The organism is Dellaglioa sp. CoH-56-MRSF-11, assembly GCF_056782135.1.
Window position 1 is genome coordinate 74,504 of sequence record NZ_JBXAYE010000006.1, and the last position, 13,580, is coordinate 88,083.

Here is a 13,580-nt window from a genome sequence, read left to right on the forward strand (position 1 = left end):
AGTATCAATTAAATTTAATTGATACTTTTTTTGTATTTATTTAACAACGTGGTATAGTTAAGACTACTATGACAGAATATTTTTAAGGAGAGATATCAAAATGTTTCCAATTATCGTAGCATTTTTCGCAACAGCGCTTATCTCCGCGTTGCTAACTCCCGTTATTAGACTATTTTCAATTAAAATTGGAGCAGTCGATGTTCCAAATAATAGACGAGTAAATAAGGTTTCAATGCCTACAATGGGTGGATTAGCCATTTTTATAGCTTTTAACTTTACGAATTTTTTTATTTTAAAAAATCAATATCCAATAAAAATGTTAGTGACACTGTTTGTTGCTGAATTGGTAATTATTATCACCGGTGTTTTAGATGATAAGTTTGAATTAAAACCACGCCAAAAGATGTTTGGCATCACAGTTGCCGCCTTGATCGTCTACTTTTTTTCAAATATGCGAATGACGACATTCACTTTACCTTATTTTGGTATTATTAATTTAGGATGGATGAGTTTCCCTATTACAATTATTTGGATTTTAGCTATTACAAATGCTATTAATTTAATAGACGGATTAGATGGCTTAGCAACTGGGGTTTCCATTATTGATTTATTTACAAGTGGTTTGGTAGGCTATTTCTTTTTAGTTAATACAAATAGTTATATTGCAATTATGATGTTTACGCTGGTTGCTGCTCTGATTGGATTTTTGCCATATAATTTCTTTCCAGCTAGAATCTACTTAGGGGATACAGGCGCGTTATTTATTGGATTTATGATTTCAGTATTCTCTTTATCTGGACTTAAAAATGCAACTTTTATTTCTATTATTGTGCCTGTTTTAATATTGGGTGTACCAATTACGGATACTGTTTATGCAATGTTACGCCGGATTTTAAATAAAAAGCCTATCTCTCAAGCAGACAAACATCATTTACATCATCGTTTGATGCAAATGGGGTTAACGCATCGACAGACAGTATTAGTTATATATGGCATTGCGTTAATTTTTTCATTTATTTCATTACTTTATCCAATATCATCAATTTGGGGTTCAATACTAATGTCAGTTGCGACATTAGTGGGACTAGAACTATTCGTAGAGTCCATCGGATTAGTTGGATCTAAACGAAAGCCACTGCTAAATTGGATTAAAAGAATTGTTAAAACGATGACTTCAAAAAAATAGATAGTAAAAAGGATGTCCAGTAATTGGGCATCCTTTTTACTTAACTTGAATTTCATTATATAAATCTTGGCCTAATTTAAAAGTTATTTGGTTATTGAGTAGGTTGATTAGTTGATCTTGTAAGGTTAATATCAAATTTTTATCAACTGCTAAAGTTATTTCTACTGTTTCAAGATAGGTTGTGTGTTGGATTATAATTGAATTTTTTTCAAGATAATTTTCAAGTTTTCCAACATTTTGGTAAGCAATTTGGCAAATAAGTTCGGTTTGTAAAATACGTTCAACGATACCAATTTGTTCAATCGTCTGCGAAGCAGCATTACTATAAGCACGGATTAAACCACCAGCACCTAGCTTAATACCACCAAACTTTCGACTAACAACGATACAAATATTTTTAAGCTGATTTTTTTTAATAACTTCTAGAATGGGAACACCAGCCGTTCCAGAGGGTTCACCATCATCGCTTTGACGTTGGATTTCAGACTCAGTACCAAATGTGTATGCAAAACAGTGATGTCTTGCTTTAGGTTCTAATTTCTTGACTGATTCAATAAAAGCAACTGCATCAGATTCTGTCGCGATTCGAGTGACACGACAAATGAAGGAAGACTTCTTTTCAATTAATGTGGCTAAACCAGATTCTTTAATTGTTAAATAATTTTTTGACATAATTAAGGTTCCTTTGCGTATTTAAACTTATTGAAGGGATTGAGGAGAATGACACTTTCAAGTTTGTATGGTCGTTTAATAACTGATTCAGAAATTGACGAAACTATTAATTTAGATGAACTTACGTCGTACCCAGGAATTAGTATTGAAGATAAACAATTAATCTGTCGCAGATGCCTTTCACAACTTAATTTAAAGGAAAATAAATTACAAGGTGACCGGTACTATTGTTCATACTGTATGATATTAGGACGTATTTCAACTACGACTACACTTTATACTATACCTGAACCCAACTTGTTTTCAACTCAAAAAGGGAGTCCATTGACGTGGAATGGAGAATTAACGACTAGCCAAGAAATATGTGCTAATGAAGTGAAACAAATTTTTAAAAATTCGGGTGCCCGGCATTTACTGTGGGCGGTAACCGGCGCTGGTAAAACAGAAATGCTATTCAAAGGTATTGAAGCTGCTATTATGGATGGTAAGCGCATCTGTTTAGCATCACCACGGGTCGATGTTTGTATTGAATTATTTCCGAGATTGCAGGCAGCATTTCAAAATATTGATATTTGTTTGCTGCACGGAAAGACAACGGAACCATACCGTTATACCCAACTAGTCATCTGTACAACACATCAATTGTTAAGATTTCATAAAGCGTTTGACGTTATGATAGTTGATGAGGTAGATGCCTTTCCATATGCACAGAATCAATTACTGCTTCAAGCAACAACACAAGCAACTAAACAAAAAGGGGCAAGTTTATTTTTAACGGCAACCCCAAGTGAGGATCTGTTAAAGGAGGTTCGCTTAAAACAATTAACGGTTAGTTATTTACCAATACGCTTTCATGGTCAATTATTGCCTGAAATTAAAATTAAATTTGAAAAAGCGTGGGAAAAGAATTTAAAAAAAGGACGTTTACCCAAAAAATTAACACTGAAAATGACAGAGTGGCTAAAACGTAAGGATCCATTTTTAATTTTTGTGCCGAAAATTTGGTTATTGGAACCAGTAATGGAAGCATTTAAAAAGAAGTTTCCTAATTTAAAGGGGGACACTGTTTATTCTGAAGATCCAGATAGACTAGATAAAGTTAAGGCAATTAGAACAGGCGAACTACGGTATCTAATCACAACAACAATTTTAGAACGTGGTGTGACATTTGCTAATCTGGATGTTTTTGTTCTGGGTGCAGATGATAAAACTTTTTCAACGGCAGCGTTAGTTCAGATTGCTGGCAGAGTGGGACGTAATGTCAATCGTCCGTTTGGTGACGTTATCTTTTTATGTTGTGACTACACGATTTCAATAAAAAAGGCAGTTGGACAAATAAAAACGATGAATCGTAAAGCAAGGAAATTAAAGATATGAGAAACTGTCAGATTTGTCATAATACATTTAGTCAAAAATTAACGCTAGCATTTATATTATCGACTAAACCTTATGAAAAAAAGATAGTTTGTAAGAGATGCCAGGAGCAGTTACGATTGATTAATACTCAGTTAGCCTGTAGAGGATGCGGTCGAGAACAAAATAGGCCACAATTATGTGCGGATTGTAAGAAATGGCAACTTATTTATCCTAATTTAAATTTTCAGAATCAAGCGTTGTACATTTATAATGATTTTATGAAAGATATCATTAAAAATTATAAGTTTAATGGTGATTATCAGCTGAGAACTATTTTTCAAGTACAATTAAAGCACAAAATAGAAACAATTGATTTTGATTACCTCGTGGTGATACCTGTTGATTCTGAAACGTTAAATAATCGAGGATTTAATCAAGTCTGTGGTCTTTTAGATATTAAGCATGATCATTTTTTAGTGCGAAATAATACGGTTAAAGAAAAACAATCGCATAAAAATAGGCAACAAAGGCTTGAATTAATTCAACCGTTTGAACTTAGTCCAGATTGCCCAGATTTATCGGATAAAGTTGTTTTGATTGTGGATGATATTTATACTACCGGCCGAACACTATTTTATGCCCATATTTTGTTAGCACAAAATGCTAAAAGCATTAAGAGTATTACCCTTGCAAGATAATGAACAATAGGTACAATTTTTAAATAAATTAGTATGATATATTTAAGCAAAAGTTAAAATGACTGTTAACGATTACAATGGCGTTTTAAATAGATTTGTTAAGGGATATCATTTGTAAATTTAAGTCTATTCGCTTATAATTAAATCAAGCGGTAAGGTAATTAATAGTTTCGTTACCTGCTGTAGATTGAAGGGAGAGTTTATTATGTTAAAATACAATATTCGCGGTGAAAATGTTGAAGTTACAGATGTTACTAGAGATTATGTTGAAAAGAAATTATTTAAATTAGAAAAATACTTTACTGATACATCTAATTCAACGGCCCATGTTAATTTAAAAGTTTATTCAGATAAAACGGCCAAAGTTGAAGTGACAGTTCCGATGCCTTCTCTCGTCCTTCGAGCTGAAGAAACATCACAAGATTTACTTTCAAGTGTTGATCTTGTGACTGATAAATTAGAACGTCAAATTCGCAAATATAAAACTAAAATTAATCGCCAATCAAGAGGCAAGGGAATTAAAGATATTGAAATTCGTAATGAAATTGCTGATGAAGAATCAGATTCTATTGATGAAGTAAGCAAATTTGATGTTGTTCGGACAAAGCATGTTTCTTTAAAACCAATGAATAGTGAAGAAGCTATTTTACAAATGGATATGTTGAGCCATAACTTCTTTATTTACGAAGATGCTGATACAGAGGGTATTAACATTGTTTACAAACGTAAAGATGGTCGCTATGGTTTAATTGAAGCTGAAGATTAAACTAACCTTGAAAAGCCTGTTGAGTAAGTTAACTACTCAGGGCTTTTTTGTTATTTTAGTTTAAAATTTATTGATTTAGTGATACTATAAAAAATGATATTATAATTAAAAATAATTCAATAAATGTGTTTGATATATAAGGGGAAAAGCTAAATGGCAAATGTATTAAGACAATGGGTTGAAAGTGATAATCGTGAATTAAGAAAACTAGGCAAAATAGCCGATAATATTGAAAATATGGCCGACGAGATGGCTTTATTATCTGATGATGAACTAAAAGCTAAAACACCTGCTTTTAAAGCAAGATATCAAGAAGGTGAAACGCTTGATGATCTTTTACCAGAAGCATTTGCAGTGGTACGAGAAGCCGCAAAACGTGTGTTAGGACTATACCCATTCCGTGTGCAAATGATTGGTGGAATGGTTTTAAATAATGGTGATATTGCGGAGATGAAAACTGGTGAAGGTAAAACTTTAACAGCTACTATGCCCGTTTATTTAAATGCAATTTCAGGTCTAGGTGTTCATGTTGTTACTGTTAATGAATATTTATCAAGCCGTGATGCAACAGAAATGGGCGAATTATATTCATGGTTAGGTTTAACTGTCGGATTGAATATTAACGAAAAAACAGCTGAAGAAAAGCGCGAAGCCTACGCAGCTGATATTACCTATTCAACAAATAGTGAATTAGGCTTTGATTACTTACGTGATAACATGGTTGTTTATCGTGAAGATATGGTTCAAAGACCTTTAAACTATGTTATCGTCGATGAAGTTGATTCAATTTTGATTGATGAAGCTAGAACACCGTTGATTATTTCTGGTCAAGCTGAAAAGACGACTGCCATGTATGTTCGTGCAGATCGTTTTGTTAAAACGTTAACTGAAGAAGAAGACTATAAAATTGATCTTGAATCAAAATCAATTTCATTAACCGAAGAAGGAATTCGTAAAGGTGAAAAATATTTTGGACTAGATAATTTATATGATACAGATAATACAATTTTGACTCATCATTTGGATAATGCATTACGGGCTAATTTTGTTATGCTACGTGATAAAGATTATGTTGTACAAGATGGTGAAGTTATGATTGTTGATCAATTTACTGGTCGTATTATGGAAGGTCGTCGTTATTCTGATGGTGTTCATCAAGCTATCGAGGCTAAAGAACATGTTGAAATTGAAGACGAAACTAAAACAATGGCTAACATCACTTACCAAAATTTCTTTAGAATGTACAAGAAATTATCTGGTATGACGGGTACTGCTAAAACTGAAGAAGAAGAATTCCGTGAAATTTATAATATGGAAGTTGTTCAAATTCCAACGAATAAACCTATTATTCGTGATGATAAAGCAGATTTATTGTATCCATCTTTAAATAGCAAATTTAAAGCTGTCATTGCTGATATCAAAGAACGCCATGAAGCTGGTCAACCTATGTTGATTGGTACTGTAGCAGTTGAAACGTCAGAATTATTGGCACAAATGTTAGATGATGCTGAAATTCCACATGCTGTCTTAAATGCTAAAAATCATGAACGTGAAGCTGAAATCATTTTAAATGCTGGACAACGTGGTGCTGTTACCATAGCTACGAATATGGCCGGACGTGGAACTGATATTAAATTAGGCCCTGGCGTTAAAGAAATTGGTGGATTAGCTGTTATTGGTACAGAACGCCATGAATCTCGTCGTATTGATAATCAACTTCGTGGCCGTGCTGGCCGTCAAGGGGATGATGGGATGACACAATTCTATCTTTCTTTGGAAGATGATTTGATGTTACGATTCGGTTCAGAACGTATTAAGAGCTTCTTAGAACGTATGAACATTACTGAAGATGACGCTGTTATCCAAAGTCGTATGATTACAAAACAAGTTGAATCAGCACAAAAACGTGTCGAAGGTAATAACTATGATACACGTAAAAATGTTTTACAATATGATGATGTTATGCGTGAACAACGTGAGGTTATTTATAACCAGAGACAACAAATTATTATGGAAGAAAAAACATTAAAACCTGTTATTATGCCTATGATACAACGTACTGTTAATCATATTGTTCAGATGCACACGCAAGGTGACCAAAATGAATGGAATTTACAAGCTATTGTAGATTTTGCTGTCTCTTCAATGGTTAATGAAGACAGTATCTCATTGGCAGATTTAGAAGGTAAAGATGCTAACCAAATCGAAGCCTACTTGGTCGACCGCGCTGAAAAGAACTATGAAATTAAAGAAGATCAATTAGTTGATGCAGCACAAATGCTTGAATTTGAAAAAGTGGTTGTGTTACGTGTTGTTGATGATAAATGGACAGCGCATATTGATGCAATGGATCAACTTCGTCAGTCTATTGGACTACGTGGCTACGGACAATTAAACCCTCTAGTTGAATACCAATCAGATGGATTTAGAATGTTCGAAGAAGTCGTTGGAGCAATAGAATTTGAAGTGACACGTTTATTTATGAAAGCTGAAATCAGACAAAATATTAAACGTTAATCAAAAAGTTAATCAGAGAACATTATTAAAGAGTCACTTCCGAATTCGATAGAGTTTGAAGGTGACTCTTTTTAGTAAATTAAGGAGAAAATTGATGGAATTAAGCGATTATAGGAAACAAATTAATGAAATGGAACAAAAAATAACTAACTTCAGGGGGTCTCTTTGACTTAGAGACGCTGAATGAACGTATTTCTGAAAATGAAGAACGAATGGCTAACCCAGATTTTTGGAATCACCAAGAAGAAGCACAAAAAGTTATTGACGAAAACAATCAATTAAAAGGTAAATATGATGCGTTTCATGATTTAGAGAGTAAGGTATCAGAATTACAAGTCATGCTTGAATTATTACAAGAAGAAAATGATAATGATATGCTAATAGAATTTGATGACTTGTTTAACGAGACAAAAAAAGCACTCGACAAGTATCAATTACGATTATTATTGAATGAACCTTATGATAGCAGAAATGCTATTTTAGAAATCCATCCAGGTGCAGGAGGTACCGAATCTCAGGATTGGGGATTAATGTTACTTAGAATGTATACGAGATGGGCTGAAAAAAGTGGGCTAATCGTCGAAACAGTAGATTATCAATCTGGCGATGAAGCGGGATTGAAAAGTGTGACGCTTCTTATTAAGGGAGTAAACGCGTATGGTTATCTTAAGAGTGAAAAAGGGGTGCATCGATTAGTTCGTATTTCACCTTTTGATGCTGCTGGTCGACGCCACACGTCTTTTGCATCTGTTGATGTGATGCCAGAGTTGGATGATTCAGTCGAAATAGAATTAAATCAAGATGATATCAGAATGGAAGTATTTAGATCATCCGGAGCTGGTGGACAACATATTAATAAAACATCTTCAGCAGTTAGATTAATTCATATTCCAACAGGGATAGTAACTTCGAGCCAAGCGCAGCGGTCACAATTTCAAAATAGGGCAACGGCTGAAAGTATGATGAAATCTAAGTTATATCAACTTGAAATGGAAGCAAAAGAAAAAGAACGTGCTGCCATTCAAGGTGAACAAATGGATATTGGATGGGGGTCGCAGATTCGATCATATGTGTTCCACCCATACTCAATGGTTAAGGATCATCGTTCCGATTTTGAGACTGGTAATGTTCAAGCGGTAATGGACGGTGATATAGATGGATTTATTAATGCTTATTTACAGTGGAAATTAAAAAATGAAAATCCAAGTTAAAAAATGAAACTTAATTGTAAGACTACTGCAATATAAAGGTAAATAATCATGCTATAATGAAAATGTTATGAAAATAGACACAGGAGGATTCACTGTTTGATAGAATTTAAAAATGTATTTAAACAATATTCTGATGATATTATTGCAAGCAATGATATTAATCTTCGAATTGACCAAGGTGAATTCGTATATGTGGTTGGACCTAGTGGTGCCGGAAAGTCGACATTTATAAAAATGATGTACCATGAAGAACAAGCAACATCTGGTGAAATCACAGTAAATGATTTTCATTTAGAAACGATGAAACCAAAAGAAGTACCATTTTTACGAAGAGATTTAGGAATTGTATTCCAAGATTTCAAATTATTACCTCGTTTAACAATTTTTGAAAATATTGCATACGCGTTAGAAGTTATTGAAAAAGAACCTGCAGAAATTAAAGAACGTGTTGATTACGTGCTAGATCTTGTTGATTTGTCTGACAAGGCGGATAAATTTCCGGAAGAATTATCTGGTGGTGAACAACAAAGAATTGCGATTGCACGTGCAGTTGCAAATAAACCAGAAGTCTTAATTGCTGATGAACCAACGGGGAATTTAGACCCTGAAACGTCAGATGATATTATGTCAATTTTAGAAAAAGTTAATGAACAAGGGACAACAGTTATCATGGCAACTCATAATAGTATTATTGTGAACAAATATCCACATCGTTTGTTGGCTATTGAAGATGGCCGTATTGCCCGAGATGAAGAAGGAGGAAAATACGGTTATGAAAATGAGAACGTTTAGGCGTCATTTTGGTGAAAGTATTAAGAGTTTACGTCGTAATGGATGGATGTCTGTTGCTGCTATTAGTGCTGTTACTGTAACGTTAATTTTGGTTGGGGTGTTACTTTCAATCTTAATGAACGTAAATAAATTAGCATCTGATGTTGAGAACGATGTTCAAGTCAGAGTGTTTGTTGAACGAAAGACAACAAAGAATCAACAGGCTGATTTGAAAAAGAAACTTGAAAGTTATTCAGAAGTTAAAAAAGTTACTTTTTCAAGTAAAAAGGAGCAATTACAACAAGTTGTTGGTAGTTATGGTAATGAATTTAAGTTATTTGGTGGGGATGATAATCCACTATATGATACATTTGATGTTCAAACTAAAAAACCAAAACAAACTGAGCAAATTGCAAAACGTGCTAAAAGTTTAGATTATGTAAATGATGCTAGTTTTGGGGGCACATCTGCTAAAAAACTATTTAAAGTAGTTGGTAATATCCAAAAATGGGGTATGATTATTAGTGCTTTACTCCTCTTTGTTGCAGTATTCTTAATTTCTAACACGATTAGAATCACAATTTTATCTCGAAGAAATGAGATTGGAATTATGCGTCTAGTAGGTGCGACGAATGGATTTATCAGATGGCCGTTTTTACTTGAAGGTGCATGGACTGGGCTTTTAGGTGCTATCATTCCAATTATTTTAGTTGATTTTGGCTATATTTGGATTTATAACGGTTTACAAGTTTCGTTGGCATCAACTAGTTATCAATTATTAACACCAGGAACTTTCTTGGCAGAAATTGATTTATTATTAGTGTCAATCGGGATAATTATTGGTGCTTTAGGATCGTTCGTTTCAATGCGTCGTTTCCTTAAAATTTAATTAAATTTTAAAAGACTGATTTTGCTAAATGCAAAATTCAGTCTTTTTTGTTATTATGATTATCTTTTTTGAATCATGACAAAGCATGATATAATTTGAGTACTATATATTAAAGAAAATAGGTGCATTTATGGTAACGCTTAAAATTATTGGAAACTTTTTCATGCAACCAACGCTTTGGTTAGCAATTATACTGATTTATGGTATGTATACACGAAGAATTAAAAAAGAGAGACAAGCATTTAGAACAGCTGTCGATAGTGATTTTTATGAGGGACGTCATGCAATAAAAGTAGGCTTTATTTTTAGTATTATTGGATCAATGTTACTATTTGGACTAGGTGTTATGTTGCCTATTAACTGGGTAGTTATTTATGCTATTTTTATGATTTTAGGACTACTACTATACCCAGTATTTGATGCTATCTTTCCGCTATTTATTATATCGGGACTAGTATATGGGATGACTAAATCTCAATTAAGTAATTTTGAAATATTTAAATATGAAGAATTTCACGTTGAATTTACGACAGGGATTCTACTGATAGGGACAGTCATTTTATTTATAACTGCTTGTGCGCTGTATTTATTCAGAAATAGTCCCTTATCGCCGAACACACAGTCAGGTAAACGAGGGCGAAATATATCGTCGTTTAGTATGAAGGATCTGTATCTGGTGCCACTTGTAATTCTAACACCGGGTGATCAATTCCATAGTGTACTCTCTTGGTGGCCAATTATTCATATAGCAGGTACAGAATTTAACATCATTATTTTACCATTAATTGTTGGGCTATCATTACGTATCTATAAAGAAATACCAAGAGTAGCTATCAAATTTATAAAAAAACAATACTTATATTTAGCTTTTATAGGGACAGGTTTAGCGATAATGGCTATATTTATACCAATAATGGGGATATATGGATTAATTGTTCTATTAGTTGCGTATTGTATCAGCCAATATATGATCAAACGCCATGATAATAAACAAGAAAAATGGTTTGCAGAATCCAATGAAGGAATATTAATTGTAGGGGTACGCCCAGGTACGCCAGCTTCAAAGATGGACGTAGAGGTTGGTGATGTGGTCGTTCAATGTAATGGCATTGAAGTTAGAAACGAAACCGAATTGTATGAAGCATTACAGAGTAGCTCAACGTATTGTCGATTAAAAATTAGGACATTTAGTGGAGATACAAAAATAACAGAAAGTGCGATATTTTCAGACTCACCATATGAAATAGGGTTAGTCATAATTAAATAAATTTAGTTATCAGGGGGATAAATAATGAAAAAAATTTTAGTTGTAGATGATGAACCAGCAATTGTTACGCTGTTAACGTATAATCTAGAAAATGCGAACTATGAAGTGCATGTAGCAATAGATGGGCCTAGTGCATTTAAAAAAGCAACAGAACAAAATTTTGATTTCATTATTCTCGATTTGATGCTGCCTGGTTACGATGGTATCGAAGTTACAAAAAAATTAAGACAAGAAAAAGTAAAAACGCCAATAATCATTTTAACGGCTAAAGATGATGAATTGAATAAAATAATTGGTTTAGAAATTGGTGCAGACGATTATATGACTAAACCGTTTAGTCCAAGAGAAGTAATAGCAAGAATTAAGGCTATTTTGAGACGTACTGAACATGACTCATCTAAGGATGAACAAATTGATAATGAAGTGAGAGAATTTAAAGATTTTAAAATTGATTTTTCTAACTATTCAGTTTATAAAAATGATGAAAAAGTTGCATTAACACCAAAAGAGTTCGAACTTTTAGTATATTTTATTAAACGAACAGGACGTGTGCTAAGTAGAGAAAAGTTATTGAGCGGTGTTTGGGGATACGATTATGAAGGGCAAACAAGGATGATAGATATGCATGTGAGCCATTTACGCGAAAAATTAGAAGTAGATGCTAAAAACCCCCTATATTTAAAGACAGTTCGAGGATTTGGCTATAAGTTTGAGGAGAATAAATGAAACAAAAACTAAAATGGATAATTACGACGTTAATCTTGTTGCTAAATTTAACATTTAGTATGACACTTCTATGGGATGTATCCGGGAAACTTTTTAGTAAGAATAGTATTATTGGAGTAAGTGTGTTGAGTTTGATTGAAATAGCTATACTTTATAAAATAGCATCTAAAGCAGGTGCTGAGTCCGAATTAATGGCTAATATATTGAATAGTTTAGTCAATAAAGGAGATTCTTATCATGTATTACTAGATACAGATAGTCCCAATTTTGAATTATCGAAAGCCATTAATCGTGTTGAAAGTTATCAAAAGAAAAGAAATATTCACTATCAGGTACAAAATAATAACTATCTAAAATTAATTGAACATTTGACAGTTGGGGTTATGCAAATTGATCATAAAAGACAAGTACTAGTCGTAAATGATATGATTTCTAAATTATTAGGCCAACAGATAGAAAGTAAGCAACATTCATATATTGATGATATTAAAACATACAAATTGAGTGGACTAATTGAAAAAGCCATTAAAACACAAGATAAGCAAAGAGATGAAGTTGAAATTGCCAATACAAACAGAGTGGTTGATGCAACGGTCGTCTATATAGCAAATAACAATGTAGAATTTCAAGTAATCGTAATTTTATATGATATAACTGAGCTGAAATTATTAGAGAAAATGCAAAATGAATTTGTCGGAAATGTGAGTCATGAATTGAAAACACCAGTAACAGCAATTAAAGGATTTGCTGAAACTCTTTTAGAAGAATCTGTTGATTCAAGTACAACTAACAAATTTTTAAATATTATTTATGACGAAAGTGAAAAATTAGAAGTATTAATTCAAGAGATATTAAAATTAGCAAAAGGGCAAAAACCCAAAGAAAATATTTCGAGTTTCAATTTAGATGCTATGATAAATTATGAGTTAGATTTATTAAGTAGTACTATTAAAAGTAAAAATTTAATAGTAGACAAGAGAATAACAAAAGATCTTTATGTAAAGTTTGATAAAAATAAGATAGCCACTATCTTAGGTAATTTATTGCAAAACGCTGTTAAATATAATGTTGATAATGGGCGTATGGTAGTTGAAGTAGGCAAAATAAAGACAAGATTTTTTATAGCAGTATCAGATACTGGTATTGGTATTTCAAATCAAGACAAAAAAAGAATATTTGAACGTTTCTATAGAGTAGATCCGTCTAGAAATAAACAAATAGAAGGTAATGGGCTTGGCCTCGCTATTGTGCAGGAACTAGTGACATCAATGGGTGGAGAGATTAGTGTGAAAGATTCGAATGATAAGGGGACTGAAATTACGATTTATTTGTAATATTAAGAGATATTCACATAAATAGACTTGACCAAGAAAAAGAAAGCTGATATATTTAATAAGTGCTATTGAGGCGATAATGAATATCGCAAATAAAGTGTTGACATGAGATATACCAGATGGTATATTAATAAAGCTGATTGATACGGCAAGAAGAAATGAATATTTATTCAAAAAATTCTTGACA

12 protein-coding genes are annotated in these 13,580 nt (G+C 32.8%); 11 read left to right on the forward strand and 1 reads right to left on the reverse strand.

The features are described 5' to 3' along the window. Positions 1-100 precede the first annotated feature (100 nt). Entirely contained in the window at positions 101-1,186 is a 1,086-nt protein-coding gene (locus AC1RPT_RS06920; RefSeq protein ID WP_481761955.1) for a glycosyltransferase family 4 protein, read from the forward strand. Between the two features lie 36 nt (positions 1,187-1,222). Here AC1RPT_RS06920 and AC1RPT_RS06925 read toward each other — a convergent pair whose 3' ends face one another. Then, positions 1,223-1,858 carry a YigZ family protein gene (locus tag AC1RPT_RS06925; protein ID WP_481761956.1) on the reverse strand — a complete coding sequence of 212 codons (636 nt, stop codon included), beginning with the start codon at positions 1,856-1,858 and terminating at the stop codon, positions 1,223-1,225. Between the two features lie 48 nt (positions 1,859-1,906). Between AC1RPT_RS06925 and AC1RPT_RS06930 the strand changes: the two genes are divergently transcribed. From AC1RPT_RS06930 to AC1RPT_RS06975, 10 genes are all read left to right on the forward strand, one after another. Continuing rightward, complete coding sequence (locus AC1RPT_RS06930; protein WP_481761957.1) at positions 1,907-3,235, forward strand: ATP-dependent helicase ComFA; 1,329 nt, start codon at positions 1,907-1,909, stop codon at positions 3,233-3,235. Between the two features lie 116 nt (positions 3,236-3,351). Next, positions 3,352-3,912, forward strand: coding sequence for a ComF family protein (locus tag AC1RPT_RS06935; RefSeq protein WP_481761958.1), 561 nt, complete (start codon positions 3,352-3,354; stop codon positions 3,910-3,912). Between the two features lie 205 nt (positions 3,913-4,117). Then, positions 4,118-4,678: a ribosome hibernation-promoting factor, HPF/YfiA family gene (hpf, locus tag AC1RPT_RS06940; protein WP_409021489.1), complete on the forward strand. Its 561-nt coding sequence runs from the start codon at positions 4,118-4,120 to the stop codon at positions 4,676-4,678. A 153-nt stretch (positions 4,679-4,831) separates the two neighbouring features. After that, positions 4,832-7,195, forward strand: a complete 2,364-nt coding sequence (gene secA / locus AC1RPT_RS06945; protein ID WP_481761959.1) for a preprotein translocase subunit SecA — start codon at positions 4,832-4,834, stop codon at positions 7,193-7,195. Between the two features lie 94 nt (positions 7,196-7,289). Then, positions 7,290-8,406 (forward strand): peptide chain release factor 2 gene (gene prfB, locus AC1RPT_RS06950; protein WP_481761960.1). Its coding sequence is split into 2 segments (ribosomal slippage): positions 7,290-7,361 and positions 7,363-8,406, totalling 1,116 coding nucleotides; the frame shifts between segments, so codons are not numbered across the junction. Positions 8,407-8,502: 96 nt separating this feature from the next. Then, positions 8,503-9,198 (forward strand): cell division ATP-binding protein FtsE, encoded by a 696-nt coding sequence (ftsE, locus tag AC1RPT_RS06955; protein ID WP_481761961.1) that lies wholly within the window; start codon positions 8,503-8,505, stop codon positions 9,196-9,198. Next, positions 9,179-10,066 carry a permease-like cell division protein FtsX gene (ftsX, locus tag AC1RPT_RS06960; RefSeq protein ID WP_481761962.1) on the forward strand — a complete coding sequence of 296 codons (888 nt, stop codon included), beginning with the start codon at positions 9,179-9,181 and terminating at the stop codon, positions 10,064-10,066. The genes ftsE and ftsX overlap by 20 nt, the downstream gene beginning before the upstream one ends. 130 nt (positions 10,067-10,196) lie before the next feature. Further along, entirely contained in the window at positions 10,197-11,333 is a 1,137-nt protein-coding gene (locus AC1RPT_RS06965) for a PDZ domain-containing protein (RefSeq protein WP_481761963.1), read from the forward strand. 24 nt (positions 11,334-11,357) lie between these two features. Next, positions 11,358-12,059 carry a response regulator transcription factor gene (locus tag AC1RPT_RS06970; protein WP_481761964.1) on the forward strand — a complete coding sequence of 234 codons (702 nt, stop codon included), beginning with the start codon at positions 11,358-11,360 and terminating at the stop codon, positions 12,057-12,059. Positions 12,060-12,181: 122 nt separating this feature from the next. Next, on the forward strand, positions 12,182-13,393 hold the full coding sequence (locus AC1RPT_RS06975; protein WP_481762949.1) for a sensor histidine kinase: 1,212 nt from the start codon (positions 12,182-12,184) through the stop codon (positions 13,391-13,393). Positions 13,394-13,580 lie beyond the last annotated feature (187 nt).

What these genes read in the sequence shown, in the direction of transcription:
- secA (WP_481761959.1), top strand. Translation starts at nt 4,832, where the DNA reads ATGGCAAATGTATTAAGACAATGGGTTGAAAGTGATAATCGTGAATTA.
- ftsX (WP_481761962.1), top strand. Translation starts at nt 9,179, where the DNA reads ATGAAAATGAGAACGTTTAGGCGTCATTTTGGTGAAAGTATTAAGAGT.
- AC1RPT_RS06970 (WP_481761964.1), top strand. Translation starts at nt 11,358, where the DNA reads ATGAAAAAAATTTTAGTTGTAGATGATGAACCAGCAATTGTTACGCTG.
- AC1RPT_RS06920 (WP_481761955.1), top strand. Translation starts at nt 101, where the DNA reads ATGTTTCCAATTATCGTAGCATTTTTCGCAACAGCGCTTATCTCCGCG.
- AC1RPT_RS06965 (WP_481761963.1), top strand. Translation starts at nt 10,197, where the DNA reads ATGGTAACGCTTAAAATTATTGGAAACTTTTTCATGCAACCAACGCTT.
- AC1RPT_RS06925 (WP_481761956.1), bottom strand. Translation starts at nt 1,858, where the DNA reads ATGTCAAAAAATTATTTAACAATTAAAGAATCTGGTTTAGCCACATTA.
- hpf (WP_409021489.1), top strand. Translation starts at nt 4,118, where the DNA reads ATGTTAAAATACAATATTCGCGGTGAAAATGTTGAAGTTACAGATGTT.
- AC1RPT_RS06930 (WP_481761957.1), top strand. Translation starts at nt 1,907, where the DNA reads ATGACACTTTCAAGTTTGTATGGTCGTTTAATAACTGATTCAGAAATT.